26 protein-coding genes are annotated in these 24,219 nt (G+C 70.2%); 4 read left to right on the top strand and 22 right to left on the bottom strand.

Features of this window, described 5'->3' with window-relative positions; translation table 11 throughout:
* Positions 1–49: 49 nt before the first annotated feature.
* The 9 genes from P8S73_RS08090 to P8S73_RS08050 form a co-directional block, all read right to left on the bottom strand.
* The gene (locus P8S73_RS08090) at positions 50–694 is read right to left on the bottom strand and encodes a uridine kinase (protein WP_102613785.1); all 645 of its coding nucleotides are present in this window, start codon (positions 692–694) and stop codon (positions 50–52) included.
* Between the two features lie 114 nt (positions 695–808).
* Positions 809–1,243: a cytidine deaminase gene (locus tag P8S73_RS08085; protein ID WP_121566820.1), complete on the bottom strand. Its 435-nt coding sequence runs from the start codon at positions 1,241–1,243 to the stop codon at positions 809–811.
* Positions 1,244–1,312: 69 nt separating this feature from the next.
* Positions 1,313–2,050, bottom strand: a complete 738-nt coding sequence (locus P8S73_RS08080) for a dienelactone hydrolase family protein (RefSeq protein WP_259463944.1) — start codon at positions 2,048–2,050, stop codon at positions 1,313–1,315.
* A 120-nt stretch (positions 2,051–2,170) separates the two neighbouring features.
* Positions 2,171–2,941 carry an HpcH/HpaI aldolase/citrate lyase family protein gene (locus tag P8S73_RS08075; RefSeq protein WP_396350560.1) on the bottom strand — a complete coding sequence of 257 codons (771 nt, stop codon included), beginning with the start codon at positions 2,939–2,941 and terminating at the stop codon, positions 2,171–2,173.
* A 50-nt stretch (positions 2,942–2,991) separates the two neighbouring features.
* Positions 2,992–3,777, bottom strand: coding sequence for a 2-oxo-hept-4-ene-1,7-dioate hydratase (gene hpaH, locus P8S73_RS08070; RefSeq protein WP_102613781.1), 786 nt, complete (start codon positions 3,775–3,777; stop codon positions 2,992–2,994).
* Positions 3,778–3,992: 215 nt separating this feature from the next.
* Positions 3,993–5,159 carry a 3,4-dihydroxyphenylacetate 2,3-dioxygenase gene (hpaD, locus tag P8S73_RS08065; protein ID WP_039100730.1) on the bottom strand — a complete coding sequence of 389 codons (1,167 nt, stop codon included), beginning with the start codon at positions 5,157–5,159 and terminating at the stop codon, positions 3,993–3,995.
* Between the two features lie 131 nt (positions 5,160–5,290).
* Positions 5,291–6,826, bottom strand: a complete 1,536-nt coding sequence (gene hpaE / locus P8S73_RS08060) for a 5-carboxymethyl-2-hydroxymuconate semialdehyde dehydrogenase (RefSeq protein WP_396350320.1) — start codon at positions 6,824–6,826, stop codon at positions 5,291–5,293.
* Positions 6,827–6,864: 38 nt separating this feature from the next.
* A complete protein-coding gene (locus P8S73_RS08055; protein ID WP_396350319.1) occupies positions 6,865–7,554 on the bottom strand; it encodes a GntR family transcriptional regulator in 690 nt (229 codons plus the stop codon).
* 45 nt (positions 7,555–7,599) lie between these two features.
* The gene (locus tag P8S73_RS08050) at positions 7,600–9,132 is read right to left on the bottom strand and encodes a fumarylacetoacetate hydrolase family protein (protein ID WP_396350318.1); all 1,533 of its coding nucleotides are present in this window, start codon (positions 9,130–9,132) and stop codon (positions 7,600–7,602) included.
* A 315-nt stretch (positions 9,133–9,447) separates the two neighbouring features.
* On the opposite strand from P8S73_RS08050, the gene P8S73_RS08045 reads away from it, so the two are divergent.
* On the top strand, positions 9,448–11,334 hold the full coding sequence (locus P8S73_RS08045; RefSeq protein WP_396350317.1) for an FAD-binding monooxygenase: 1,887 nt from the start codon (positions 9,448–9,450) through the stop codon (positions 11,332–11,334).
* A gap of 129 nt (positions 11,335–11,463) precedes the next feature.
* Here P8S73_RS08045 and P8S73_RS08040 read toward each other — a convergent pair whose 3' ends face one another.
* From P8S73_RS08040 to P8S73_RS08015, 6 genes are all read right to left on the bottom strand, one after another.
* Positions 11,464–12,264 carry a family 1 encapsulin nanocompartment shell protein gene (locus P8S73_RS08040; RefSeq protein WP_295109286.1) on the bottom strand — a complete coding sequence of 267 codons (801 nt, stop codon included), beginning with the start codon at positions 12,262–12,264 and terminating at the stop codon, positions 11,464–11,466.
* Positions 12,265–12,310: 46 nt separating this feature from the next.
* A complete protein-coding gene (locus P8S73_RS08035; protein WP_295109288.1) occupies positions 12,311–13,366 on the bottom strand; it encodes a Dyp-type peroxidase in 1,056 nt (351 codons plus the stop codon).
* Positions 13,367–13,442: 76 nt separating this feature from the next.
* Entirely contained in the window at positions 13,443–13,772 is a 330-nt protein-coding gene (locus P8S73_RS08030; RefSeq protein ID WP_396350316.1) for a DMT family transporter, read from the bottom strand.
* Entirely contained in the window at positions 13,769–14,197 is a 429-nt protein-coding gene (locus P8S73_RS08025; RefSeq protein ID WP_295109292.1) for a multidrug efflux SMR transporter, read from the bottom strand. Before P8S73_RS08025 ends, P8S73_RS08030 begins: the two co-directional genes overlap by 4 nt.
* Positions 14,194–14,736: a TetR/AcrR family transcriptional regulator gene (locus P8S73_RS08020; protein WP_396350315.1), complete on the bottom strand. Its 543-nt coding sequence runs from the start codon at positions 14,734–14,736 to the stop codon at positions 14,194–14,196. The genes P8S73_RS08025 and P8S73_RS08020 overlap by 4 nt, the downstream gene beginning before the upstream one ends.
* Before the next feature lie 98 nt (positions 14,737–14,834).
* Positions 14,835–15,848: a nitronate monooxygenase family protein gene (locus P8S73_RS08015; protein ID WP_058954933.1), complete on the bottom strand. Its 1,014-nt coding sequence runs from the start codon at positions 15,846–15,848 to the stop codon at positions 14,835–14,837.
* A gap of 23 nt (positions 15,849–15,871) precedes the next feature.
* Here P8S73_RS08015 and P8S73_RS08010 point away from each other — a divergent pair, with 23 nt between their 5' ends.
* Positions 15,872–16,357 carry an NUDIX domain-containing protein gene (locus tag P8S73_RS08010; RefSeq protein WP_396350314.1) on the top strand — a complete coding sequence of 162 codons (486 nt, stop codon included), beginning with the start codon at positions 15,872–15,874 and terminating at the stop codon, positions 16,355–16,357.
* Here the strand turns inward: P8S73_RS08010 and P8S73_RS08005 are convergent.
* The 4 genes from P8S73_RS08005 to P8S73_RS07990 form a co-directional block, all read right to left on the bottom strand.
* On the bottom strand, positions 16,354–16,581 hold the full coding sequence (locus tag P8S73_RS08005) for a hypothetical protein (protein WP_223246133.1): 228 nt from the start codon (positions 16,579–16,581) through the stop codon (positions 16,354–16,356). The two genes, P8S73_RS08010 and P8S73_RS08005, sit on opposite strands and share 4 nt — an antisense overlap.
* A gap of 353 nt (positions 16,582–16,934) precedes the next feature.
* On the bottom strand, positions 16,935–18,602 hold the full coding sequence (locus tag P8S73_RS08000) for an MFS transporter (protein WP_396350313.1): 1,668 nt from the start codon (positions 18,600–18,602) through the stop codon (positions 16,935–16,937).
* 211 nt (positions 18,603–18,813) lie between these two features.
* A complete protein-coding gene (gene surE / locus P8S73_RS07995) occupies positions 18,814–19,698 on the bottom strand; it encodes a 5'/3'-nucleotidase SurE (protein WP_396350312.1) in 885 nt (294 codons plus the stop codon).
* A gap of 63 nt (positions 19,699–19,761) precedes the next feature.
* Positions 19,762–20,724, bottom strand: a complete 963-nt coding sequence (locus tag P8S73_RS07990; protein ID WP_039100720.1) for a 1-phosphofructokinase family hexose kinase — start codon at positions 20,722–20,724, stop codon at positions 19,762–19,764.
* A gap of 61 nt (positions 20,725–20,785) precedes the next feature.
* Here P8S73_RS07990 and P8S73_RS07985 point away from each other — a divergent pair, with 61 nt between their 5' ends.
* Positions 20,786–21,265 carry a GNAT family N-acetyltransferase gene (locus P8S73_RS07985; RefSeq protein WP_101888122.1) on the top strand — a complete coding sequence of 160 codons (480 nt, stop codon included), beginning with the start codon at positions 20,786–20,788 and terminating at the stop codon, positions 21,263–21,265.
* Positions 21,266–21,269: 4 nt separating this feature from the next.
* Here the strand turns inward: P8S73_RS07985 and P8S73_RS07980 are convergent, their stop codons facing one another.
* Positions 21,270–21,689, bottom strand: coding sequence for a ChaB family protein (locus P8S73_RS07980; protein ID WP_039100718.1), 420 nt, complete (start codon positions 21,687–21,689; stop codon positions 21,270–21,272).
* Between the two features lie 278 nt (positions 21,690–21,967).
* Here P8S73_RS07980 and P8S73_RS07975 point away from each other — a divergent pair, with 278 nt between their 5' ends.
* A complete protein-coding gene (locus tag P8S73_RS07975) occupies positions 21,968–22,441 on the top strand; it encodes an Hsp20/alpha crystallin family protein (RefSeq protein ID WP_101888123.1) in 474 nt (157 codons plus the stop codon).
* Between the two features lie 91 nt (positions 22,442–22,532).
* Here the strand turns inward: P8S73_RS07975 and P8S73_RS07970 are convergent, their stop codons facing one another.
* Both P8S73_RS07970 and P8S73_RS07965 read right to left on the bottom strand, forming a co-directional pair.
* Positions 22,533–23,528 carry a phosphatidate cytidylyltransferase gene (locus P8S73_RS07970; protein ID WP_101888124.1) on the bottom strand — a complete coding sequence of 332 codons (996 nt, stop codon included), beginning with the start codon at positions 23,526–23,528 and terminating at the stop codon, positions 22,533–22,535.
* 6 nt (positions 23,529–23,534) lie between these two features.
* Positions 23,535–24,197: a CDP-alcohol phosphatidyltransferase family protein gene (locus tag P8S73_RS07965; protein WP_070637384.1), complete on the bottom strand. Its 663-nt coding sequence runs from the start codon at positions 24,195–24,197 to the stop codon at positions 23,535–23,537.
* Positions 24,198–24,219 lie beyond the last annotated feature (22 nt).

The following is a 24,219-nucleotide window of genomic DNA, read 5'->3' as shown; positions in this document are numbered from 1 at the left end:
TCATAGCTGTCGTCGCCTCGTTGAATCGTCAAGCTCATTCTTCCGAACCCTAGAAAAGCCGCGGGCGGTTGAGATCTGTGTTCTCGAAAATGAACGTTGCAGCCTCCCGGGGAGAAGCCTCGGCCAGGTAAAGGCGTTGGCCGCCCACGTAACGGTGATGCTCTTCGGCCTCCGGGTCTGGGTCGTGTTCCCCGGCAAAACGCGCGTTTCCTCTCGGTACCGAGACGCTGAACGGAACATCAACCCACACGGAAGCATCCCACTCGTCACGCAGTTCAGGCCGGTGCAAAAAGATCCCGTCCACCAGCACCAGGGTGTCCGGTGCCAGCTCGATGGGCCGTGCATCGACAGGCCGGTCTTCGTCAACGTCCCACACGGCCGGGGTAATGGCGTGCTCAGTTCGAAGTGGTGTGATGACACAGCGACGAAAAGCGTCGTAGTCGTAGGAGTCGCGATAAAAGCTCTCAGGGCCTCGGCCAGTTGCATACCGGTGGGCGCGAGGGTGGTGGAAGTCGTCCATGCTCACGTTGATGACAGGCCGCGTGCCCCGGGCCGACACGAGTGTCACCAGCTCCCTTGCCAGAACCGTCTTTCCCGCTCCGTCGAATCCGTCAATGGCCACCAGCGCAGGACGCCCCGGTGCAACGGCGCACAAACGTTCGGCCAGGAGCGCGAGGGTTTGGTGACGATTCATGCCACGAGTCTCTCAGCTACGCCCAGGGAACCTGGCCGGCGTGGTTGGAAGATCCGCGCCTCAACGTTCGTATGGTCCCGGGCTCTGACGGCCGAGGGGTCGGAGACGAAACAACTACTGCCAACGACTGGAGATCTCGCCTGGGAACACGGTCATCCAGTAGTCCGGCAGCACCTCGTGCAATGGCTTCCACGTGACCTGCGTGGGATCCCCGCGCCCGGCAACACCGACGAGCACATCGGGCCCGTGCACGGCCAACCGCTCCCGGCACACGCCGCACGGGCTGAGGACCAGGAACCTTCCCGCTTCCTCCCGGTGCAGGCACACGGACGCCACGATCTCCTGCTCGAGCCGGAACGCTGCCGCGTAGGGCTCGATCTCGTGGCAGACTTCCACCGCCGGGTTCACCGCATCCGGTGCCGTGCCGGTGAGAACCGTCCCGTCGGCCAGCAGCATCGCGGCTGCCCCGCGCTCCTCATCGCCGGGGAAACGGTGCTCGATGAGGTCTCGACATGCGTTGACCGTACGGTTCAGCTGTTCGCGGTCCATGCTCTGACTCTAACTAGCAGTCGCAGGCGTGAAGGCTTGTGTCCGGTGCGGGGCAACACCGTCAGGCACTCACACAGAGGCGCCCAGGTGCGCCCCAAAGTAGTCCTCAATCCTCCGCCACGCGTGCTCACGGTCCTCTCGGGTGCCCCCGAAGCCTGCCACGTGCCACAGCGGAGCCAGCGCGGCGGGCCCCGGCATCGAGTCATTGAGGAAGGCGTGGCCCGCGCTCGGGTACTCCTGGATGTCGTGCTCCACCGAGGCGGCGTCGAGCTTTGCCTCCAGCCTCTGCACAGCGCCCCGGTTCTGCAGATCGCGCGCACCGTAGGAACCCACCACCGGGCAGGCATGGCCCACGTCCTCGGGAACGGTGCCGTAGTTCACGCTCGCCACGGCGTAGCGGTCCCGGTCGCAGGTCATCAGCGCGAAGCCCCCGCCCATGCAGAAGCCGATGAGGCCCACGGCCTCGGTGGTCTCCGGCTGGGCGAGCAGCCACTGCCGACTGGTCTCGATGTCCACCAGAGCCCTGCCCTTGCCCGTCATGAGGGAACGCATCGTGGCGACCAGGCACCGCCGCGCCCCACCTTCCGAGTACAGGTCCGGAACGACGACCTCGTAGCCCCACCCGGCGATGCGGTCGGCGTGGGCGCGCATGTCGTCATTCACGCCGAAGATCTCCATCACCATGACCACGCCAGGCCACTGGCCGTCCCCGGCGGGCCGCGCGACGTAGGCGGAGAGCCGGTTCGAGCCGCCCCTCTCCTGAGAGGCGTGGGCGAGGTCCACGGTGTATCGCACGAGTTCAGTCATGCACAGACCATAGCCCCGCGGTCACGGTCCACCGGAGGCACCCTGCATACTTGGAAGAGTAGCCCCCGGCGCAGCCCACGCGAGTGTGACGGCCGGGGTTTATTCATACCCCCGGAGGGCTCAGCCCCGGAACGCCCCCGCCAGGTTCCGTGCCCCGGAAGCCAGCAGGGCGACGTCGGCGCCCACGTTCACGAAGTCCGCACCCGCGGCGAGGTAGTCCCGCGCCTGGTCCTGCGCGAACGCGTTGACGCCCACGAACTTGCCCGCCGCCTGCACCGCGGTGATCACGTGCTTCACGGCGGCGACGACGTCCGGGTGGGTCTGCTGCCCGATCAGCCCCATGGAGGCGGCGAGGTCCGAGGGGCCCACGAACACGCCGTCGACCCCGTCCACCGCGGCGATCTCCTCGATGCCCGCCACGGCCGCGGCGGACTCCGCCTGGACCACCAGGGTGATGGTCTCCCGGGCACGCGGCAGGTACCCGGGGATCCCGCCCCAGCGCCCGGAGCGGGCGAGCGCGGCCCCCACGCCGCGCACGCCCTCGGACGGGTACGCCACGGACCGGGCCGCGGCCTCCGCCTCGGCCGCCGAGTCCACCATGGGCACGATCAGCGACTGCGCCCCGAGGTCCAGGTACTGCTTGATGAGCACCTCGTCGTTGTCCGGAACCCGCACCACGGACAGCGTGGGGTACCCGGCAATCGTGCGCAGCTGGGCCTGGATGGACTCCAGGGACAGGGGCGAGTGCTCGCCGTCCACCAGGAGGTAGTCGAAGCCGGCGCTCGCGCAGATCTCCGCCGCCGTGGGGTCCCCCGAGGACAGGAAGATGCCCGTGACCGGGTCCTCCGGGGTGCGCGGCAGCGCGAAGAGGTCCTTCAGGCTCGGCAGCACACCCGGCAGGTTGGCCGCACCCTCCGAGCGGAAGGTGTGGATGAGGTCGTTCACTCGAAGCGACACGTGATGGCTCCCAACTGTCCGTAGTCCGCGTGCACGGTGTCCCCGGGGTGCACCCACATGGGCTTGGTGAAGGACCCGGCCAGCACGATGCTCCCGGCCTCCAGCGCGTCCCCGTGGGCCGCCAGCTTGTTCGCGAGCCACGCCACGCCGTTGGCGGGGTGGTTGAGCACGGCCGCAGCCACCCCCGTGTCCTCCAGGGTCTCGTTGCGGTACAGCAGCGCGGACACCCACCGCAGGTCCACGGCGTCCGGTGCCACGGGGTTGCCGCCGTAGACCATTCCACCCAGGGCCGCGTTGTCCGAGATGGTGTCCACGATCGTGCGGCCCTCCATCTCGATCCGCGAGCTCAGGATCTCCAGGGCCGGGACCACGTACTCGGTGGCCCGCAGCACGTCGAAGATGCTCGTGTGCGGTCCGCGCAGCTCGTCCTTGAGCACGAACGCCAGCTCCACCTCGATCCGCACGTTCGAGTACTGCCCGTGCTCGATCACCGAGCCGTTCTCGTGGACCTGGTCCGCGAAGATCGCTCCGTAGTCCGGTTCCGTGATCCCCGTGGCCTCCTGCATCACCTTGGACGTCAGCCCGATCTTGCGCCCTACGAGCCGCCGCCCGGACTCCTGCGCGCGCCGCCGCCACTCGTTCTGCACCGCGTAGGAGTCCTCCACGGTCATCTCCGGGTAGCGCAGCGTGAGCCGCTCGATCATCGTGCGGTTGGCCTCCGCTGCGGCCAGTTCGTCCGCGATGGCCACCACGCGTTCGTGCTCCAACATGTCCTTGCCTTTCGGTTGGTCCGTGCGCCGTGTCCGCAGGGGACGACGACGCCGCTGCGCCGGCTTCCCGACGCTCCGTCACCCGGGTGCCCCGCAGGGCCGGGTGCCGCTCACCCGGGAAGGGCGCGAGCGGCGTCGTCGTCCGGTTGGCGTGAGCCGCACCCGCAGCCGCCGGGGCGGGCGGGCGGGAGCGGCTCACGCGCGGGAGGAACGGGTCAGAGCTGGTGACCCATCTTGTACTCGCCCTTCTTCCAGTCCGGCATGGACTCCTCGCCCTCGGAGGGACGCGTGTAGGAGAAGCCGTCCGCGCCGATGGTCACGGCGAGCTCGGAGTCGTCCGTGCGGGAGACGACCTCCTGCGGGTTGCCGTCCAGGTCCAGCACCAGGGAGGCCTCCGTGTACCAGGAGGGGACCACGGGGGTGCCCCACCAGTCGCGGCGCTGGTTGTCGTGCACGTCCCACGTGACCACGGGGTTGTCCGGGTCACCGGTGTAGTAGTCCTGCGTGTAGATCTCCACGCGGTGCCCGTCCGGGTCCCGCAGGTACAGGTAGAACGCGTTGGACACGCCGTGACGGCCGGGCCCGCGCTCGATCTTGTCCGACTGGCGCAGCGCACCGAGCTTGTCGCAGATGGCCAGGATGTTGTGCTTCTCGTGGGTTGCGAAGGCCACGTGGTGCATGCGGGGGCCGTCGCCGCCGGTCATGGCGGTGTCGTGCACGGTGGGCTTGCGGCGCATCCACGCGGCGTACACCGTGCCCTGCTCGTCCTGGATGTCCTCGGTCACGCGGAAGCCCAGATCCTGCATGAACTTGGTGGCACGGGGAACGTCCGGGGTGACCTGGTTGAAGTGGTCCAGGCGCACCAGGGCGCCCGGGGTGTAGAGGTCGTAGCGCCACGCGAGGCGCTCCACGTGCTCCACGTCGTAGAAGAACTCGTACGGGAAGCCCAGCGGATCCTCCACGCGCACCGACTCGCCGATGCCCTTGGTGAAGCCCTCCGCACGGCGCTCCACGCGGCAGCCGAGCTCCTCGTAGAAGGCCACGGCCTTGTCCAGGTCCTCGGGGGTGCGCACGCGGTAGGAGAACGCGGCCACGGCGGCCACGGGCCCCTGGCGCAGCACCAGGTTGTGGTGGATGAACTCCTCGATCGAGCGCAGGTAGACGGTGTTCTCGTCCTCCTCCGTGACCGTGAGCCCCAGCACGTCCACGTAGAACTCGCGGGACTTGGCCAGGTCCGTGACCACGAGCTCCATGTACGCGCAGCGCAGGATGTCCGGCGCCGGGGCGCTCGGGGTCTTGATGGGGTTGTCCGTGGTGATCGGGGCTTCCTGCGAAACGTAGAAGCCCGAGGACGTCATTGTCCGATCAGCGGGATTCGTCATGGTGTGTCCTTCGTGGTGGGAGTGACAGGGTCGTGGGGTTCTGGTGGCCGTCCGCTCCGCCGCGGACCGGGCGGCCCGCGGCGGAGCGGGAGCGGCGTGGGACTGGCGTGGGGGTGCTGCGTGGGCGGGGCTCAGCCGTCCGTCTTGGCGGCGGCATCCTCCTGCTTGCCGAACACCGGGTTGTGCACCTCACCCAGGTTGATGTGCACGGCCTGCTGGTCCGTGTAGAAGTCGATCGAGCGGTAGCCGCCCTCGTGGCCCAGCCCGGAGGCCTTCACGCCGCCGAACGGGGTGCGCAGGTCGCGCACGTTGTTGGAGTTCAGCCACACCATCCCCGCCTCCACGTTCTGCGCGAAGTTGTGGGCGCGCTTGAGGTCGCTGGTCCAGATGTAGGCGGCCAGGCCGTACTTGGTGTTGTTGGCGAGCTCCAGGGCCTCCTCGTCCGTGTCGAACGGGGTGATGGCCACCACCGGACCGAAGATCTCCTCCTGGAAGATCCGGGCGTCCGGCTTGACGTCCACGAACACCGTGGGCGCCACGTAGTTGCCGGTCTCGAAGCCCTCGGGGCGGCCGCCACCGGCCACCAGGCGGGCCTCCTGCTTGCCGATCTCCACGTAGGACATGACCTTCTCGTAGTGCTCCGGGTGCACCAGGGCGCCCACCTCGGTGCTGGGGTCCGAGGGCAGACCCACCTTCACCCGCTTGGCCTGCGCGGCGTAGCGCTCCACGAACTCGTCGTAGATCCCGCGCTGCACCAGGATGCGCGAGCCCGCGGTGCAGCGCTCGCCGTTGAGGGAGAACACGCCGAAGATCGTGGCGTTGATCGCGGCCTCCAGGTCCGCGTCCTCGAAGACCACGGCCGGGGACTTGCCGCCCAGCTCCATGGACAGGCCCTTGAGGTACGGGGCGGCGTTGCCGAAGATGATCTGGCCCGTGCGGGACTCGCCCGTGAAGGAGATCAGGGGCACGTCCGGGTGCTTGACCAGGGAGTCACCGGCGTAGCCCTCCTCGCCGAAGCCGTTCACCAGGTTGAACACACCGGCGGGCACGCCGGCCTCCTCGAAGATCCCCGGCCACAGGGACGCGGAGAGCGGGGTGAACTCCGCGGGCTTGAGCACCACGCAGTTGCCGGTGGCCAGCGCCGGGCCGAGCTTCCAGGACTCGAGCATGAACGGGGTGTTCCACGGGGTGATCAGACCAGCCACGCCGATGGGCTTGCGGTTCACGTAGTTCACCTGGCGCCCGGGGACCTTGTAGGCGTCGTCGATCTGAGCGACGATCAGGTCCGCGAAGAACCGGAAGTTCTCCGCCGCGCGGCGCGCCTGGCCCAGGGCCTGGGTGATGGGCAGCCCGGAGTCGTAGGACTCCATGGCGGCCAGCTGGTCACCGCGGGACTCCACGATGTCCGCGATCTTGTGCAGGATCCGGGAGCGCTCACGCGGGAGCATCTTGGGCCAGGGGCCCTCCTCGAACGCCTTCTTGGCGGCGGCCACGGCGGCCTCGATGTCCGCCTTCTTGCCGGAGGCGGCCGTGATGTAGGGCTCGTTGGTCACGGGGTTGAGCACGTCGAACGTGTCCCCGTCGATCGAGTCCACCCACTCGCCGCCGATGTAGTGGCGGATGGACTCGGGAAGGTTCTCGGGCTTGGTGTCCTGCAGAGCGGCCATGGGATGACTCCTCGTATCAGTGGATTCGGTGGGTTGTCTCACGCGGTGCGCCGCTGCGCCGCACCACGGTCCTCGCGGCTGCTGAGGTAGCTGGCGAGGGTCGCGGCGCGGTGCTGGCGGACGGCACGCTCCACGGCGTCCGCCGGGGCGTGGGTCTCGATGAGGTGGAGGATGTGGTGGTGCTCGTTCACCGAGGCACGGGCGCGCTCCGGGACGAACGAGAACGTGGAGGTCCGCAGGTGGTTGAGGCGTTCCCACTCCACCGTGACCAGGTCGTTGAGGCGCTCGTTGGGGCACCGGCACGCGAGCACGCGGTGGAACTCGTGGTTGGTCTCCGTGAACGTCTGCGGGTCGAAGTTCTTCAGCGAGGCCTCCATGGAGGCGTTGAGCTCCCGCGCGTGGGCGAGGTCCTCGGCGGTGATGTGCGCCGCGGACAGTGCGGTGGCCGCGCCCTCCAGCACCGCGAGGGTCTCCATGCTGTAGGTGTACTGCTCGCCGTTGACCATGGACACCCGTGCGCCCACGTTGCGCTCGAACGTCACCAGGCCCTCGGCCTCGAGCCGCCGGATGGCCTCGCGCACCGGCACCACGGACATGCTCAGCGTCTCGGCGATGCTCGCGAGCACCAGGCGGTAGCCCGGGGAGAACGCCTGGGACATGATCTGGGCCTTGATCCATTCGTACGCGCGCTGCGCCTTGGAGGGTGCGGCGTTCGCGGTCAGGGGCATGTGGTCCTCGGTTCGGTTCGGGGGGTCTCGGGGGTCAGGCGCGGGTCACTCGGAGGGCAGCGGGTTCTCGGCGAGCCACTGCTGGAACTTCTGCTTCCACTCGCCGGTGGGCGGGAACAGCCCGTCCACCGGGTGCCCCTCTGCCACGCGCTCGGCCACCCAGGCGTCCTCGTGCTCCTTGGCCAGGGCGTCCTGGGCCACCTCCTCGGCGAGCTCGCGCGGGATCACGACGACGCCGTCGTCGTCCCCCACGACCACGTCACCCGGGAGCACCGTGACGTTGCCGCAGGCCACGGCCACGTCCAACTCCCACGGCACGTGCCGCCGGCCGAGCACGGCCGGGTTGGGGCCCTTGCAGAACACGGGCAGCCCGATCTCCTGCACCGCGGCGTAGTCCCGCACGCCGCCGTCCGTGACCACACCGGCCGCGCCGTTGTGGCGGGCGCGCAGCGCGAGGACGTCACCGAGGGTCGCGGAACCAGTCTCCCCGCGCGCCTCGATCACGATCACCTCGCCCTCGCCCACGGCGTCGAACGCTCGTTTCTGGGCGTTGTAGCCACCGCCGTGGGCCTTGAAGAGGTCCTCGCGGTTGGGCACGAAGCGCAGGGTCTTGGCGGTGCCCACCAGCTTGGTGCCGGGGGTCTGCGGGAAGACGTCCGCGACCACCACGTTGTTCAGCCCGCGCTTGCGCAGCTGGGCGGAGAGCCCCGCGGTGGGGGCCTTGTCGAGTTTCGCGCGCAGGGCGGGGCTCAGCGCGTGCTCCGCCCCCTGTTCGGGCAGGCCCGCGGACTCGCGCGAGCCCCACGCCTCCTCGCGCTGGGTGTCGTTCACGGCGGGCATCGCGCCCAGGCCCTCGTCGAAACGCTCGTGGCCCTCGGTCACGCGGCTGAGCAGGCGGCCGGACGACGGCGCTCCGGCCGCGGTCGGCGCGTCCACCTCCACCTCCACGACGTCCCCGGGCTGCGCGACCGAGGAACCGGCGGGGGTGCCCGTGAGGATCACGTCCCCCTCCTCCAGGGTCACGTGCTGGGAGAGGTCCGCCACGAACTGGGCGAGCGGGAAGATCATGTTCTCAGGGGCCGTGGTGTCCTCCTGGACCACCTGGCCGTTGAGCCACGTGCGCACGCGCAGCTGCTCCGGGGAGACCTCGCGGGCGTCGATCAGCGAGGGGCCCAGGGAGGTGTAACCGTCCCGGCCCTTGTTGCGCAGGTTGGAGCCCTTGTCCGCGGCGCGCAGGTCGTAGAGGCCCCAGTCGTTGGAGGCCGTCACGGCGGCCACGTGGTCCCACGCCTCCTCCAGCGACACGTTGCGGGCGGGCGTACCGATGACGAGGGCGATCTCCCCCTCGAACGCGAGCAGCTCGGTGCCCGCGGGGCGCTCAACGACGGCGCCGGAGCCGGCCAGGGAGCTGGCGGGCTTGAGGAAGTAGGACGGCACGGCGGGCTTGCGACCGCGCTGGGCCGCGCGGGACTCATAGGCAACGTGCACGGCGACGATCTTGCCGGGACACACCGGCACGGGCTGCGCGGCGGCGGTGCCGTCCGCGGCGTGCTGGGCGTTCTGGGGGTTCTCGGTCACCGTGACCGCCTCCTCGTGATCGGCAGAATGTTATTCAAAATCGTATATTATCTGACCGAAGGCGACAAGTGGTTTGCATCACACCATTGTGACGGGGCAACGGCCCGGCGGGCAGAACCCGGGCCTGTGACCCGCGAAGCTCCCGGGACGACCACGCGTCACACTTCCATGGGATCGAGAACATCCTGTTACCTGCACCACATATCGTATATGATCTGCACGACAGACTTTCATGCGCACCGGTCCACGGCGGTCCGAGCACTGTGGCTCGCACCGCACCGCAGGCCCGTCCCATCGCAGAACGCAGGAGAAGGCATGCTTTTTCATCAGAACGGATACGTCTCGGAGGACCCCCGCGTGGAGGAGGCCCGCGGCCACGGAGTGGACCGCCCCGAGGACCTCCCGGACACCATGGACGTGCTCATCGTGGGATCCGGTCCGGCCGGTGTGATCGCCGCGGCGCAACTCTCCCAGTACCCGGAGGTCAGCACCCGGATCATCGAGCGCCGCACCGGGCGCCTGGAGATCGGCCAGGCGGACGGGCTGCAGGCACGCAGCGTGGAGACGTTCCAGTCCTTCGGCTTCGCCCAGGAGATCATCCAGGAAGCGTTCATGCTCCGGGAGATGTGCTTCTGGAACCCGGACCCCACCAACCCGCAGAACATCGTGCGCACGGGCCGCCCCGCGGACGACCCCCACGGCATCTCCGAGTTCCCCCACATGATCGTCAACCAGGCGCGCGTGCTGGACTACTTCCTGCGCTCCGCCAAGCGGGGCCCCGGGAAGATCGAGCCGGACTACGGCATCGAGTTCGTGGGCCTGGAGGTGGACCAGGAGCAGGAGTACCCGGTCGCCGTCACCGTCCGCTACGTTGCCGGCCCCCGCGAGGGCGAGGAGCGCACGGTGCGCGCCCAGTACGTCTTCGGCTGCGACGGCGCCGCATCCCGCGTGCGCAAGGCCATCGGCCGCAAGCTCGAGGGCAAGGGCGCCAACCACGCGTGGGGCGTCATGGACGTGCTCGCCAACACGAACTTCCCGGACATCCGCACCAAGTGCGCGATCAACTCCGTGCACGGCTCCATCCTGCACATCCCGCGCGAGGGCGGGCTGCTGTTCCGCATGTACGTGGACCTGGGCGAGGTCCCGGAGGACGACAACCACGAGATCCGCAAGACCCCCGTGGAGGAGGTCATCCGCCGCGCGAACGAGATCATCCACCCCTACAGCGTGGACGTGAAGTCCGTGGCGTGGTCCTCCGTGTACGAGGTGGGCCACCGCCTCACGGACCACTTCGACGACGTCGACACCGAGGACCGCGGCACCCGCTGCCCCCGCGTGTTCATCGCCGGGGACGCGTGCCACACCCACTCCGCGAAGGCCGGGCAGGGCATGAACGTGTCCATGCAGGACGGCTGGAACCTGGGCTGGAAGCTCGGCGCGGTGCTCTCGGGCCGCGCGGACGAGTCCCTCCTGGACACCTACTCCGAGGAGCGGCAGGTCATCGCCAAGAACCTGATCGACTTCGACCGCGAGTGGTCCACCCTGATGGCCACCCCGCAAGACAAGCTGCCGGACCCCAAGTACCTGGAGGAGTTCTACGTCAAGACCGCCGAGTTCCCGGCCGGGTTCATGACCGAGTACAAGCCCTCGCTGATCGTGGCCGGAACCGAGCACCAGGACCTCGCGGAGGGCTGGCCTGTGGGCAAGCGCTTCAAGTCCGCGAAAGTCCAGCGCGTGTGCGACTCCATGGTGGTGCACCAGGGCCACGAGGCCACCGCGGACGGGCGCTGGCGCATCCACGTGTACGCGGACTCCGCCGTGGCCGGTGCGGACTCCCCCACCACCGCGTTCGCCGAGTGGCTGCAGAACGACCCCGCCTCACCGCTGGTGGCCTACCGCCGCGAAGGCGACGGGGACGCCACGCTCTTCGACGTGGACGTCACCTACCAGCAGCCCTACACGGACGTGGACATCAACGCCGTCCCCCGCGTCTTCAAACCGCAGGTGGGCCCATTCGAGCTGAACTACTGGGAGCGCGTCCACGCAGCGATCCCCGGCGAGGACGTCTTCGACGTGCGCAAGATCAGCCGCGACGGCGCCGTGGTGGTGGTCCGCCCGGACCACTACGTGGCCGCCGTCCTCCCGCTGGACGCCACCGCCGAGCTGGGCGAGTTCTTCGCCGGGTTCCTGCGCAGGGGCTGACCCGCGGGGGTCTCACCGCCGCGCGCGGGCATGAAACGACCCGCCGCGCACTCCTTGGGGGAGTGCGCGGCGGGTTCTTCGTGCGCGGTGAGTTCGCCGTGTCTGGCGGACTCTTGGTGCGGACCGGGCTCAGCGGGAGATGACCACGCTCGCCTCGGAGGTGTTGACCCGGAACGTGAGGGTCTCACGCAGGTACAGGTCCACGGTCTCAGCCGTGTGAGAGGAGTATCCGATCGCGGTGTCCAGACCCAGGTGCAGCTCGTAGTCGCCGCCGCGCGCGGAGAGCAGCAGGGCGTCGTCGAGCGCGGGAGCCCAGATGATGCTGCCGTCGCCCAGGATGCGGGAGATGTGGTCGTAGATCGGGTAGCCGTGGTCGGTGGTCTCCGTGACCTCCGTGTAGAGGTCCGCGGGCAGCAGCAGGTTGTACGGCCCGGCCACACCGGCCAGCCGCAGCTCCGTCTTGGCCTTCGCCACCGCGTCCGGGAACTCGCGGACATCCTGCGGCATGCTCACGCGGCCGTTGTCGCTCGCGGGCGCGATGCCCTGGATCCCGGCGGCGTCCGAGCCGTAGAACACCGTGCGGTCCTCGGCGGAGGCCAGGGCCACGGCGGCGTCCTTCACGGGCTGCCAGTCCGGGTCCGTGGCGCCGCGCTCCACGCTGTCCACGTCCGAGCGGTTCACCGTGAACGGGGCGCGCAGCTCCACCACGCGCACCACGTGGCGCTGCAGCGCCTGCACACCGGTGGTGTCCGCCTCGATGCGGCTCACGTGCCCCGTGCCCAGCGCGGAGAACTCCGCGCCGGCGGGCTCCGGCATGTCGACGACGCGGCGCGCGGCCACACGGGCCCGGAAGGTCCTGCGGGCCTCGTCCTCCATGTCGGACCAGGCTGCGGAGGAAATGGGGGCGAGATCGCGGTACAGGTTGTTCATCGTCAGCTCCTTGGATCAGGTTGTCGTGTGGTGTGTTCGGCCGGCGTCAGGGCCGCTTGAGGCTGCCGATGCCCAGAGAACCGTCCGCGGCGGCGGCGGGCACGGGGGAGGCGGGCGCGGCGTCGTCGTCCGGAGCGTCGTCGTTCTGAGCGTCGGCACCGGAGGAGGTGTCCCGGGCGGGCACCGTGGTGGGGTCGTCCAGGAAGGACCTGGGCGGGGCGAAGAACAGGCCGCCCGTGACCGCCGTGGAGAAGTCGAGGATGCGGTCGTACGTTCCCGGCGGGTTGCCGATGAACATGTTCTCCAGCATGGTCTCGGTGACCGCGGGGTCCGCGGCGTAGCCGATGAAGTAGGTGCCGAACTCGGCCGAGCCCACCTCGCCGAACGGCATGTTGTCCCGCATGATCTCGCGGGCGTGGCCGTCCACGTCGTCGAGGTCGTTGAGCGCCACGTGGGAGTTCGCGGGCTTCTGCTCGTCCGACATCTCGATGTCCTCGAGCTTCGAGCGCCCGATCACCCGCTCCTGCTCACCCGTGGACAGGGCCTCCCACTCGTCCATCTGGTGCAGGTACTTCTGGACAAGCACGTAGCTCCCGCCACGGTAGGAGGGGTCCTGGTCCCCCACCACGGCGGCCGACTGGGCGTCCTCGTCCTCCGGGTTGGCGGTGCCGTCCACGAAGCCCAGCAGGTCCCTCTCCTCGAAGAACTTGAAGCCGTGGACCTCGTCCTGTACCTGCGTGTAAGGGCGCAGCCTGCTCATCAGCTGCTTGGCGAGCTCGAAGCACACGTCCTGCGTGCCGGCACGCAGGTGGATGAGGATGTCCCCCGGGGTGGCCGGCGCGGAGTGCACCTCCCCGTGGAACTCCCTGAACGGGTGCAGGTCCCTGGGCAGCGGGGCGTCGAAGAGCCGACCCCAGGCGTCGTGCCCGATGCCCACGACGCACAGCAGGTTGCTCGTGGGCACGCGGAACGAGACCGCCTTGGTGAGGTCCGAGACGCCCGTCAGGACGTCCGCCACCTGGGCCTCCGCGCCCTCGTTGACGGTGAGGACCAGGAACATGGCGGCTTTGGCCGGTGGGGCCACGATCTTCTGAGTGGGCATGGTGCCTCCGTGGGGTGAGCGGGCTACCGTTGCGGGCCGGTGACTGCTCCCACAGTAACCCCCGGGCCCGACCCCGTCAGTGGGCCGCGCCCGTCTCGATGAGCAGCACACCGCCTACGATCAGCACCAGCCCCAGGCTCATGACCCACGTGAGGGGCTCCTTGAAGAAGATCCGGCTGATCACCGCCGTCAGCGCCACCCCGGCGGCGGCCCAGATGCCGTAGGCCACCCCGAGCGCCATGCCCTGGGCGATCACGGAGGCCAGCAGCGTGAACGCCGTGAGGTAGCCCAGCACCACGCCGACCCACCACGTCCGGCCACCCGCGGTCGCCATGCGCAGGCAGACCGTGGCCGTGACCTCGCAGAGGATCGAGAGTGCGAGGAGCAGGAAGGAGAGGGCGGTCATCGGGTGGCCTCCGTTGCGGTGGGGGTCGAGCGTGTGCTCCCGGGCGTCCGGGCGCCGTCGGCCCCGCCCCGGTCCGCCCCGCTCCGGTCCATCTGGTTCCGCTGGGCCAGCTGCGAGCCGACCTCCACGAGCAGCACACCCAGCATGACGGCCACGAGTCCCACGGCCATGAGCAGGGTGATGGGCTCGCCGAAGATCATCATGGACATCACGGCGGTCGCGGCCACACCGGAGGCACCCCAGATGCCGTAGCCCACGCCCAGACTCATGCCGTTGCGCAGCGAGGCGAACAGGCAGACGAACGCACCCACGTAGCCGACCGCGGTCAGGGCGTAGAACCCGGGCGCCTCCACGGCGGCCTTCATGGACAGCGAGCCGATCACCTCGCAGCAGATCGCGAGGACCAGGAAGAGCCACTTCTTCATGCGGTCGCCCTCTCTTTCTTCTCGAAACCTTCTGCCACGGGCACGCTGTCCACCAGGCGCAGGGTCACGTCCACGACGGCGCGCCGGTGCTCCTCGTCCAGGTCCAGCATCCCGAGGCAGCGGTCGATCCACGCACCGTCCGCCACCAGGCGGGCTGCCACGATGTTCGGGCGGTCGGAGTCCCCGAACCACTCGCTCATGCGCTCGCTCCACCGGGCGGCAAGCTCCGGACGCAGCCGTGAGTCTGCGAGGACGGCGAGGTCCGCCGGGTCCAGCTCGTTCAGCAGCGCGAACTCCACGCAGGCGCGCAGGCGTGTGACGGCGTCCGGGTCTGGTCCCGCGCGATGCATCAACTCCGTCTCCCAGTGGTCGAGCAGGTGGTCCACCACGGCCACGGAGAGCCTGTCCTTGGTGGGAAAGTGGTGCACCACCCCGGGTTTGGTGATGCCGACGGCACGGGCCACGGCATCGATGGTGAGGGCGCCCCCGGAGCGCAGCACCTCCAGCGCGCTGTCCAGGATCTCGGTCTTGGTTGTCACAGCGGTGAGCCTACCATACGTATGGTAGGTAAAAGTTCGCGCGGCGTTCAGTCAGGTCAGGTGGCGCAGACGGTCGATCGGCGTGTGCTGAGACCCGTTCACAGCCCCCGGAACAGCTCCACGACCTCCGCCGCCCTGGTCTCCCGGCAGGCCGCCGCGCCCGTGCCCGCCCACAGGTTCAGCCCCTCGGGGTCCGCGGACGACGCCGCCCGCATTGGTGCGGTCATGTAGTGCACCTGGGGGTAGCCGGTCACCTCGTGCGCGGCCATCCGGTCGGTGAAGCCGTTGCGCAGCGCTCGGGCCGCCCGCCCGGAGAACGCGCGGGTCACCAGGGTCTCCGTGTGGGTGCCGTCCAGCAGGACCTCCCGGTGAGCGGGCTTGGTGCCGGCCTCCACCGCAGTGAGGAACAGCGTGCCCACCTGCACGGCCGCAGCACCCCGCGCGAGGAGGGCGGCGGCGTCGTCCCGGCCCGCGATCCCGCCCGCGGCAACGAGGGGAAGGTCGGTCAGCTCCCGTGCGGCGTCGAGGAGAGCGGCCGTGGTGATCTCCTCCGGCTGCCCTGCCTGCCCGTGGGTTGCGCGGTGCCCTCCCGCCTCGACGCCCTGCACCACGATTGCGTCCGGGCGCAGCCGGGCCGCTGCCGCCACCTCCTCCGCAGACGTCGCGTTGAGCACGACGGCGCTGCCCGCGTTCCGCAACCGGGCGACGTCGTCCGCGGTGGGCAGGCCAAACGTGAACGAGACGAGTGGGACGGGGTGGGCCGTGAGGTGGTCGAGTTTCGCGGGGTACTCGTCGTCCACGTACGCGCCCGGCTCCGGGGCGGGCACGCCCAGCTCAGCGGCCACCGGGGCCAGGGCGCGGGCGTAGTTCGCCAGCGCGGTGGGATCGGACGGGTCCCGCTCGGGGACGAACAGGTTCACGCCGAAGCGGTCCGTGTGCGCCGCGACCTCGCGGACCTCCTCCGCCATCGCCTCAGTGCTCTTGTACCCGGCGGCGAGCATGCCCAGCCCGCCGGCGCGCGCGACGGCCACCGCGAGCGCGGGCGTGGACGGCCCGCCCGCCATGGGCGCCTGCACCACGGGCACGGGCAGGGTGGTCAGGGGGTTGGTCATGGTGTCTCCTTACACTGGCAGGCGTGTCCGCATCCCATGATCCCCGCCAGGCCCCCGTTCCGTCCTCCTCCCCCTCCGGGAACGACGACGCCGCCCGCCCCGTCATCAAGGTCACCGGCGTGGTCCTGCGCCGCGCCTCGGACGGCTGTGTGCTGACCGCGCGCAAGCGCGGGACCAGCATGTTCATGTTCCCCGGCGGGAAACCGGAGGCGGGCGAGACCCCCGAGGAGACCGGGATCCGCGAGGTGCGCGAGGAACTGGGGATCGAGCTGTCCGCCGCGGACCTCGTGCCGGTGGGCGAGTGGCACAGCGACGCCGCCAACGAACCCGGTCACGGGCTGCACAGCCACGTGTTCATGAGCACCGTGGCGCTGACGCAGACCCCGGTGCCGGCCGCGGAGATCGAGGAGCTGCGGTGGCAGCCCCTGGACGGTGTGGAGGACGTGCCGGATCTGGCGCCCCTGGCCCGCTGGTACGCGCTGCCGACGGTGCGGGGGACGCAGAGCTAGCTGATCCCCGGGGTGGCCTGGGTCTCGTGCGCACGCGAGATCTGGTCCGAGTTCTCCAGCATCCGCACGCGAGCCTTGCGGTTCACGATCTGAATGGCCGTGCCGACCGTGGCAAACACGGCGGTGTATGCCACGTAATACCACCCGAACTGGCGGTCCGGAACGATCAGGGTGAGGAGTGCCGCGAACCCCAGGAAGACGAAGAAGTAGAGCAGCCACGTCATAACCGTCCGCCACGCTGTGTGGGGATAGTACGGATCCGCCCTCAGGATCTCCTGCCGCCGGGGCTGGGACTCGCCCGAGTCGCCCACTGGTGCGCCTTTCGCAGACCTCCGTCCGCCATGGCGTGCCTCGAAGGCGTTCGGTTCGCTCGTGGACATCTCCGCCTCACCCGCTCGGGTCGTTCCACCGGGAATCTCCCGGCCTTCCACCGTCTCAGACAGCACAGGCCCGGACAATGACCCTTCGGGCACTCTCCCCCGCCGTGCGACCGGGGTGAGACGACGGATGGGGCCGGCCGTGCGGCGTCGTCGGCTGGACGGCGCCAGCGGCTTCGGAAGCGGCGCGCGAGAGTCGATCAGGCCGCGGGCGTATCGTCCCGCCGCGCCGCCCGGCGCACCTGCAGCGCACCCAGGAAGCCGAGCAGGATGAACCCGGTGGCGATCACGAGAGCCCACTGGGTGGCGTGCGTGAAGCCGGTGGAGAGGGCGTCGATCACGTGCTGCGTCTCCGGCCCGAGGGGGTGCTGCTCCGCCTGCGCCTGCAGCTGCGGGATCATGCCGCCCGCGGACTGGTGGGTGGCCTCCGCGAGCTGGTCCGCCTGGGCGGCGTCGAGCCCGGTGGCGTCCAGGGCGGCGGGCAGGGTGAGGCTCATGGACACGGACAGCGCCGCGCCCGCGAACGCCGTGCCCAGCGCCGAGCCGATCTGGCGGACGGTGCTCTGCGTCGCGGAGGCCTGCCCCGACGACGCCACGGGCACGTCCCGCAGCACGGTGCCGGTCAGCTGCGCGGACGCGAGCCCCAGGCCCACGCCGTAGACCACGAGCGGCAGCGCCACGAGCCACGCGGCGGTGCCCGGGCCCATGACCAGGGCGAGCACCACCACACCCACCACCTCGAGCCCCAGGCCGATCAGCACGGTCCCGGGCGCCCCGAACTTCGCGGCGAGGTGCCGGGCGGACGCGCCCGAGATGAACGCGCCGATGGCCATGGCCGCGAGCACCAGCCCGGACTGCATGATGTTCAGGCCCAGCACGTTGGTGAGGTACAGGGGGAGCACGAAGATGATCGCGAACTCGCCCACGGCCACCATGGCGGCGGCCAGGTTGCCCCACGAGAACGTGCGCACCTGGAAGAGACCGAGGTCCAGCAGTGCCGAGCGGCGCACCTTCGCGCGGTGGCGCTCCCACACCCCGAACAGGGCGAGCGCCACGAGCCCCACCACGAGCGCGATCGCCACGATGGACACCGGCGCCGTGGCGGGCCACACCCACCCGAAGATCGAAAAGTCCGCCGTGGGGGTGAGCCAGCCGATGGCCGGGCCCTCGATGATCGCGAACACCAGCGCGCCGAACGCAATGGCGCTGAGCATGGCACCGTCCACGTCCGCACCGCGTTCGCGCACGTCGCTGCGGGTGTTGGTGATGCTCGTCCACCCCACCACCGCGATGACCGCGGCGAGCGGCAGGTTCACCAGGAAGATCCAGTGCCAGGACGCCCAGTGGGTCAGCGCGCCGCCCACCAGCGGGCCGATCGCCGCGGCGCCGGACATCACCGCGCCCCACACCCCGAAGGCCGGGCCGCGGTACTTACCGCGGAACAGCGCGTTCACGGTGGACAGCGTGGACGGCATGATGAACGCCGCCCCGAGCGCCTGCACCGCGCGGGACGCGATGAGCGCCCCCGCCGTGCCGGACAGGGCCGCCAGCAGACTGCCCCCGGCGAAGACCACGAGCCCCACCATGAACATGGTCTTGCGTCCCCAGCGGTCCGCGAGCTTGCCCGTGGACAGCAGCAGCGCCGCGAGCAGCACCGCGTAGAGGCTGTTGACCCACTGCGCGTCCGTGAGGTTCAGCCCCAGGTCCTGGATGATCGCGGGCAGGGCGACCCCCACGATCGTGCCGTCCAGCACGATCATTCCGAGCCCCGCAGCGAGCGCTCCGAGGGCCACCCAGTCCCTGCGGCTCGGGGCGTCCACGGTGGCGACGCCGCCGGGTTGGGCTTCCGCCGCTGGTGTCGACGCCATGGGGGGCCTCCGCTTCGTGCTGGTTCTCGGTCCGCGACCGTCCGTGCTCCACCGGGGCAGGGGGTCCGTTCCCACCCTGGCCCCGGCCGGTGGCCGGCTGGGACGGGCGAGTGTTCTCGCGGGAAGACTATCCGCTCACCGTGTGAACGTGCAGGGACCGGTGGCGGACGTCGTGATCGTCGTGTGCCTACCGCTCACGGGAGGCGGGACGTCAGGTCCGGCGCATGACCGTGGCGGAGTCCACGGTGACGTCGCCGGGACCGGGTGCGGCGGCGTCGTCGTCCGTGAGGCCCGGGAGGGTGACGTCCCAGAACGGCGTGGGCCCCGCGATCCCCAGCTCCTGGCGCGGCACGGCATGGGTGTCCTGGGTGCGATCGTCCACGGGGGCGCGCAGCAGGGTGGCGGTGGCCCAGCCGTGGGTGAGGAGGTAGTGGTCGCTCTCGGGTTCCTCCGGACCGGTCTCCGCGCTGTAGGTCACCGCGATGTGCTTCTCGTCCCCGCGCCCGATCTGTGCCTGGACCGCGCCGAAGCTCGCGAGCCGGGCGGGCTTGAGCCCGCGCAGCCGATCCGGGGACACGTCCGGGACGTTGACGTTGAGAATCCACTCGTCGAACGGGCGCTGCTCCCAGCGCTCCAGGGCGTAGCGGGTGACCAGCAGGGCCGTGTCCCAGTGCTGGGGGGCACCGGAGGTGATGGACACCGCGATCCCCGGAATCCCGTGGGACGCGCCCGTGAGCACCGCACCCACGGTGCCCGAGTGCAGAGTGGCCTTGCCCGTGTTCGCGCCCAGGTTCACGCCGGAGAGAATCATGTCCGGGCGCTGGCCGAAGGCCCCGTAGGAGGCCAGGAACGCGATCAGCGCGGGGGCGGCCTTCACCCCCACGCACTCCACGCCCTCGGGCATCCGGGGCGGTTCCGCGGGGACCAGGGCGATCCGCCCGTCGATCTCCTCGCCGGACAGGGACGAGCTGGCGCCCGAGTACTCCTCGGCGGGGGCGGCCACCTTGACACTGTGCCCGCGGTCCAGCGCGGCCTGCGCGAGCACCGACAGTCCCGGGGACGAGATGCCGTCGTCGTTGGTGACCAGGATGTGCATGGGATCCATGGTGGCACGCGGCCCGGGCCCGGACCAGGGTGGCGTCCCCTGTGACCAGGCCCGTCAGGAGAGGGTGCGCACCGTGATCTGGCGGGCAAACTTCTCGATGGTCGTGCGGTTGCCGGTGCCGAGCCCGCGGCGGGCCACGTTCAGCGCTCCCGCCGAGGCACCCAGGGCCACGGCATCCACCAGGTCCAGCCCACGGGCCAGCCCCACGGAGATGCCCGCGGTCATGGAGTCCCCCGCCCCGCGGTGGTCCAGCGGCGTGATGGACGGCGCCGAGACCTCCCGCACGGTGTCCTTCTCCACGAGCAGCGCCGGGTCCTTGGCGCGCGAGACCACGACGGCGCCCGCACCCCGTTCCACGAGCGCCCGGCCGGCGTCCACGAGGGACTCGGGGGTGTCGTCCGAGCCGAGGTCCAGGTCCCGGACCTCCTCGTGGCTGATCTTGAGCACGTCCACGTGGGCGTCCACGGCGGCCAGCGCAGGAGCGCCGCTCAGGTCCGCGACCACGGTGGTCCCCGCGTCCCGGGTGTCCCGGATGAGCCGCCCGAAGAACGACGCCGGCAGCACGTCCCCGGGTTCCGCGCCCGTGACCGTGAGGACGTCCGAGGCCAGGGCGTCCACGAACGCGGTGCCGTAGAGGTCGTCCAGCTCGTGGCGGGAGAGCTCGGGCGGGGGCATGTGGGCCACGGTCTCCCGGTCCTCACCGCGCAGGTCGTACACGTAGCCGCCGTTGCCGTACCCGTAGCGCACGGCGTTGACCTGCATCCCGAGCCCGTCCAGCATGGAGCGGATCAGGGTGCCCAGCTCACCACCGAAGGGACCGTTCACGGAGACGTCCGCGCCCAGGGAACCGGCCATGCGGGCCACCCACAGGCCCTGCCCGCCGGGGTGCATGTGCACGTCCGACTCGTGGGGGCTGCGGTTGCGGTTCGCCGCCGGCTCCGTGATCTCCGTGATCAGCAGCGGCGTGGGAACCAGGATGGACAGGCGCGGCGCGGCGCCGGAGCGGGTCTCGGTCACGAACGAAAGCTACATCACACCATCCCTGGTGAACAGCACATGGAGGTGCCACCATGGTGGGATGAATTCCACCGCACCGGTCCGCATCGTGGAGGGTCAGGCCGCGAGCGAGCACACCCTGCAGGCCCTGAGCGCGTACTTCAGCGAACTGGACCACCGGATCGACGGCGGGTTCGACCCCGAGCTCACCGAGGTCTCCGGCCCGGAGGACGTGACGCCTCCCCACGGGGACTTCTTCCTCATGACGGACCTGGTCACAGGAGCCGTGATCGCCTGCGGAGCGGTCCGGCGGATCGACGACGAGCGCGTGGAGCTGCGCCGGATCTGGGTCACCCCGGAGCACCGCGGCAGGGGCCACGCCCGCGCCCTGGTCCGAGCCCTCGAGAACAAGGTGCGCTCCTTCGGCGCCACCACGGCCGTGGTCTCCCTGAACCCGGAGATGACCGAGGGCATCGCCATGTTCCGCAACCGCGGCTACGAGCCCGTGGAGCCCTTCCACCGGGACACCACCGCCTCGGTGTTCCTGGGGCGGGTGCTCTAGGGCCTCAGTCCCGCGCGTCCCGCGTCCTCTTGTCGTTCGCCTTCTCGATGGCCTCCACCAGCTCGTCCTTGGTCATGTCCGAGCGGCCCTGCACGTCCAGTTCCTGGGCGATCCCGTAGAGGTGCTCTTTGGAGGCGTTCGCATCCACTCCCCCGGCGGTGTCCTCGGAGTTGAGCCCGCCCTGCTCCGCGCTGGCGTCCGACGGGCCGTTCTCCTCCTTGGGCTCCCAGTGGTCCCCCACCTTCTCGTGGGTGTGCTTCACCGCGGCCCACGCGGTGCGGGCCGCGCGGGACTCGTCGTGGTACTCGTCCTCCGCAGAGTCGTACGCCTGCGCGAACGTGTCCTGCGCCTTCTCGTCCGAGCGCCGCAGCGTGGACGGAATCTCGTCCTGACGTGCGCGACCGTTCTTCCCCGCCTTGGGCACGGTGTCCTCCTGCTGCTGGGAACGTCTCTGGTGCTTCGATTCTAGGAACGACGACGCCGCCCGCCCCACCCTTTCGGGCCCGACGTGGCCCCCGTGCGCCTTGAGCTGAATCCACTCAACTTTGATGCCCCAATCCTTGGCACCTTGCCGGGAAGAGTGCTAATTTATGAGCAGTTGAGTCAGGGGTACTCAAGGAACGTGACGGCTCCTCGTCCACCGGTTTCACGGGGGCTCCGGGGCGCACCACGGACGAGTCGCACAGGAAAGGAACAGCAGTCATGGCAACCTTCGATCCGTTCTCCGAGGTCCAGAACTTCGCCAACCAGGTCCTCTCCACCCGCAACGGCCTGGAGCAGATGCCCATGGACCTCTTCCGCCGGGGCTCCAACTACTACCTCGCCGCTGACCTCCCGGGCATCGACCCCACCAGCGTGGACGTGGACGTGGACGGCCAGCTGCTGACCATCCGCGCGCAGCGCCGCCTGCCTTCCGCGGAGAAGGACACCAAGTGGATTGTGCGCGAGCGCCGCAACCACTCCTTCGTGCGGCAGCTGAACCTGGGCCAGGGCATCGACACCGAGAACATCACCGCCGCATACGACAACGGCGTGCTGACCGTGACCATCCCCGTGTCCCCCAAGTCCCAGCCGCGCAAGATCCAGGTGGCCACGGGCCAGAACCAGGACAACGTGGTGCTGGAGAACCGCCAGCAGGAGCAGCAGGTCGAGTCCGGCGAGGACTCCGAGAGCTGACCGCCCCGGCGCCAGTCGGCACGCACTGAGTGAGCCACGAGGGCCCGCGGGAGATCCCGCGGGCCCTCGGTCACGCCCGGCGGCCTGGGACTCACCCCGCGAAGAAGAACCGGGTCAGGTGGAAGAACACCGGTGCCGCGAAGATCAGGGAGTCCATCCGGTCCAGGATCCCGCCGTGGCCTGGGATGAGCGCCCCGAAGTCCTTGATGCCGCGGTCCCGTTTGAGGCTGCTCATCACGAGCCCGCCCACGAAACCCAGCAGGCAGGACACCAGGGCCAGCACCCCGGCCTGCCACGGGGTGAACGGGGTCAGCCACCACAGCGCCGTCCCCAGAGCCGTGGCGGAGAGCACCCCGCCCACGAAGCCCTCCCACGTCTTGTTCGGGCTCACGGTGGGCGCGATCCGGTGCCGGCCCACGGTCTTGCCCCACAGGTACTGCAGGACGTCCGAGCCCTGCACCACCACGGCGAGGAACAGCAGCAGCGCGCCCGCCTCCACGCCACCGGAGCCCACGGCGGAGCCGTCCGCCGCGGCCCTGCCCTCGTGGATGGCCACGGGCAGCTGCAGCACCGCCGGGAGGTAGCTCAGGGCGTAGACGCACACCATGAGCCCCCACTGGCTCAGGGCGGCCCGGTGCAGGAACGACTCCGTGCGCCCGGACAGCGCGAGCAGCACGGGCAGGAACAGGAACGCGTACACCGGGATGAAGATGGCGAACATCCCGTACCAGTGCTCCCACACGAACCAGAAGTGCAGCGGGGCGAGAACCACCATGATCCAGCTCAGCACCCTCCGGTCCCGTTCCCCGGGCGGCAGCAGGTTGGCGAACTCCCGCAGGGCCAGCAGGGACAGGGCGAGGAACAGCAGCACCACCGCGGTCTCCCCCAGTGCCAGGCTGCCCACGAGCACCGCCACCATGATCCACCACGCGAAGATCCGCTGCCGCACGTTGAGCAGCGTGGCCCGCAGCCCTTCCGACGCCGTGCGCCGGTACATCATCTCCGCCACCACGGTGGCGAGCACCAGGAACCCCAGCAGCCCGGCGAGGAACCACCACGTGGGTCCGCCCAGCAGTCCGAACTCCACGGCGGCCTACCCCCTCTCCCGCAGTTCGCGCGCCACGGCCCGCAGCCGGGTGACCACGGTCAGCGCGCACCCCAGCGCCACGAGCACGAGCGTGACCCACAGGACGCTCCCGCGCGGCCACCCCCACCACGGCTCGGTGGCGCTCAGCAGGATCCCCGCCAGGAGCAGCCACATGCGCCGCTGCTTGGGCAGCACCCCGCCGAACTGCTGCGCGCACCCCACGCTCACACCCAGGGTCCGCACGTAGGCGGTGAGCACCGCGAGGCCCCCGGCCAGCCACCCCAGGGCAGCACCGCCCGCCACGGACGACGCCGCCCAGCCGGCTCCCGCGAGCAGGGCCAGGTCCGAGATCCGGTCCGGCACCTCGTTGTAGAGCTCCCCCGTGGGTGTGCGCAGCCCGCCCTCCACGGCGAGCATCCCGTCGAACATGTTGCACAGCAGACGCAGGGGGATGCAGAGCGCGGCGAGGACGAGCGCGAGGGTGCGGGCGGCGTCGTCCGCGTGGACCGAGACCACCAGGCACCCGCAGCCCACCAGGGAGACGAGCACCGAGGCCACCGAGATGTGGTTGGGGCGCAGTCCCGCGCGCTGCAGGGCGCCGGCGATGGCGGTGGCCCACCCGGCGGAACGCTGCGGGATGGGCCTGCGCAGGGGGTCGGTGGTGGCCATGCGGCGTCTCCTGGGGCCGTGG

Source organism: Kocuria sp. ChxB (assembly GCF_044359605.1).
Lineage (GTDB): Bacteria > Actinomycetota > Actinomycetes > Actinomycetales > Micrococcaceae > Kocuria > Kocuria rhizophila.
Note: the sequence above shows the minus strand (reverse complement) of the source record. Positions and strands in the feature narration are given on the sequence as shown.

What these genes read in the sequence shown, in the direction of transcription:
- P8S73_RS08090 (WP_102613785.1), bottom strand. Translation starts at nt 694, where the DNA reads ATGAATCGTCACCAAACCCTCGCGCTCCTGGCCGAACGTTTGTGCGCC.
- P8S73_RS08085 (WP_121566820.1), bottom strand. Translation starts at nt 1,243, where the DNA reads ATGGACCGCGAACAGCTGAACCGTACGGTCAACGCATGTCGAGACCTC.
- P8S73_RS08080 (WP_259463944.1), bottom strand. Translation starts at nt 2,050, where the DNA reads ATGACTGAACTCGTGCGATACACCGTGGACCTCGCCCACGCCTCTCAG.
- hpaH (WP_102613781.1), bottom strand. Translation starts at nt 3,777, where the DNA reads ATGTTGGAGCACGAACGCGTGGTGGCCATCGCGGACGAACTGGCCGCA.
- hpaD (WP_039100730.1), bottom strand. Translation starts at nt 5,159, where the DNA reads ATGACGAATCCCGCTGATCGGACAATGACGTCCTCGGGCTTCTACGTT.
- hpaE (WP_396350320.1), bottom strand. Translation starts at nt 6,826, where the DNA reads ATGGCCGCTCTGCAGGACACCAAGCCCGAGAACCTTCCCGAGTCCATC.
- P8S73_RS08055 (WP_396350319.1), bottom strand. Translation starts at nt 7,554, where the DNA reads ATGCCCCTGACCGCGAACGCCGCACCCTCCAAGGCGCAGCGCGCGTAC.
- P8S73_RS08045 (WP_396350317.1), top strand. Translation starts at nt 9,448, where the DNA reads ATGCTTTTTCATCAGAACGGATACGTCTCGGAGGACCCCCGCGTGGAG.
- P8S73_RS08040 (WP_295109286.1), bottom strand. Translation starts at nt 12,264, where the DNA reads ATGAACAACCTGTACCGCGATCTCGCCCCCATTTCCTCCGCAGCCTGG.
- P8S73_RS08035 (WP_295109288.1), bottom strand. Translation starts at nt 13,366, where the DNA reads ATGCCCACTCAGAAGATCGTGGCCCCACCGGCCAAAGCCGCCATGTTC.
- P8S73_RS08030 (WP_396350316.1), bottom strand. Translation starts at nt 13,772, where the DNA reads ATGACCGCCCTCTCCTTCCTGCTCCTCGCACTCTCGATCCTCTGCGAG.
- P8S73_RS08025 (WP_295109292.1), bottom strand. Translation starts at nt 14,197, where the DNA reads ATGAAGAAGTGGCTCTTCCTGGTCCTCGCGATCTGCTGCGAGGTGATC.
- P8S73_RS08015 (WP_058954933.1), bottom strand. Translation starts at nt 15,848, where the DNA reads ATGACCAACCCCCTGACCACCCTGCCCGTGCCCGTGGTGCAGGCGCCC.
- P8S73_RS08005 (WP_223246133.1), bottom strand. Translation starts at nt 16,581, where the DNA reads ATGACGTGGCTGCTCTACTTCTTCGTCTTCCTGGGGTTCGCGGCACTC.
- P8S73_RS08000 (WP_396350313.1), bottom strand. Translation starts at nt 18,602, where the DNA reads ATGGCGTCGACACCAGCGGCGGAAGCCCAACCCGGCGGCGTCGCCACC.
- surE (WP_396350312.1), bottom strand. Translation starts at nt 19,698, where the DNA reads ATGCACATCCTGGTCACCAACGACGACGGCATCTCGTCCCCGGGACTG.
- P8S73_RS07985 (WP_101888122.1), top strand. Translation starts at nt 20,786, where the DNA reads ATGAATTCCACCGCACCGGTCCGCATCGTGGAGGGTCAGGCCGCGAGC.
- P8S73_RS07975 (WP_101888123.1), top strand. Translation starts at nt 21,968, where the DNA reads ATGGCAACCTTCGATCCGTTCTCCGAGGTCCAGAACTTCGCCAACCAG.
- P8S73_RS07965 (WP_070637384.1), bottom strand. Translation starts at nt 24,197, where the DNA reads ATGGCCACCACCGACCCCCTGCGCAGGCCCATCCCGCAGCGTTCCGCC.